Source organism: Enterobacter sp. 342, assembly GCF_036663495.1.
In the GTDB taxonomy this organism is placed as follows: domain Bacteria; phylum Pseudomonadota; class Gammaproteobacteria; order Enterobacterales; family Enterobacteriaceae; genus Enterobacter.
In genome coordinates, this window is the sequence record NZ_JAWUEI010000112.1 from 1 (window position 1) to 1,073 (window position 1,073).

Consider the following 1,073-nt stretch of genomic DNA (forward strand, 5'->3'; position numbering starts at 1 on the left):
AAATATTGTCTGAGCAATCTGTTCGTATTTTCATTTGAGCCACGTTGCCAGGGAGATTGAGGATCACAAAAATAAATCTGAATGTCTGTCGCTACAGTAAATCGTGTGTGGCTGGTCATTTCAGCACCACGATCCCAGGTTAATGTTTTATAAAGCTCAGCAGGTAATTCCCGGGCTTGTCTGATGAGTGCAGATATAACCGTTATGGTCTTGTTGTCTCTGATCTTCGCCAGCATCACAAAACGGGAATGACGTTCTACGAGGGTGATGATATAGGAGTTTTTCGAGCCCTGAATCAGGTCACCTTCCCAGTGACCTGGAATGGCTCTGTCAGCGGCCTCTGGTGGCCTTTCGCTGATAGGTATCGTGTTTGGGATTGACCCCAATCCTTTCCCTTTAAGCGATGACGTTCTGGATCTACGCACTGCTCTTCCGCTTCTGAGGCATTGCTGCAGCTCTTTTTTTAATGCTCCCCGGGTTTGTACAAAAAGCGTTTTATAAATTGTTTCGTGTGACACATGCATTTCCTGATTATCCGGATAACTGCGTTTTAGCCAACCGGCAATTTGTTGCGGTGACCAGTCCTGATGCATCTTCTCTGCAATGATTTTACACAATGTGGGGCATTCAATTAGCTTGCAAGCTTTTGGTCTCAAGGCATTTTCCCACGCAACAATATCCGCTTTTGCTGCACGGTATTGTTTTGCGCCCCCATGCCTCTTTATCTCGCGGCTAATGGTTGAAGGGGCTCTTGATAATTTGCTAGCGATATCCCTGATGCTGCGTTTTTCAACCAGCCCTCTGGATATCTCCTCTCTTTCATCAAGCGAAAGCGCCAGCCGGTGTCGTTTTCGGACCGGGGGACGGTATCCACCGGTCTGGTGGATAGTGGGCATGATAGAAGAATGGTATCTGTCGAACATTCGGGCGATATCATGCAAGGAATCACCTTGCTTATATCTGTCCCAGATAATCGCTTTCTGCTCTGGAGTGTAGTTAATCCGAGTTCTTCGTTTCATGGCAACGTCCCCCTTGATTAAGGATAGCGTTGCATCGACCCGTTGAACTCACAG

1 protein-coding gene is annotated in these 1,073 nt (G+C 47.2%); it reads right to left on the reverse strand.

Annotation, left to right across the window (positions count from 1 at the left end; genetic code table 11):
* The coding region (locus V6E55_RS25490) for an IS30 family transposase (RefSeq protein WP_316944127.1) at positions 1 to 1,019 on the reverse strand (1,019 nt) is incomplete at its 3' end.
* Between the last annotated feature and the right edge of the window lie 54 nt (positions 1,020 to 1,073).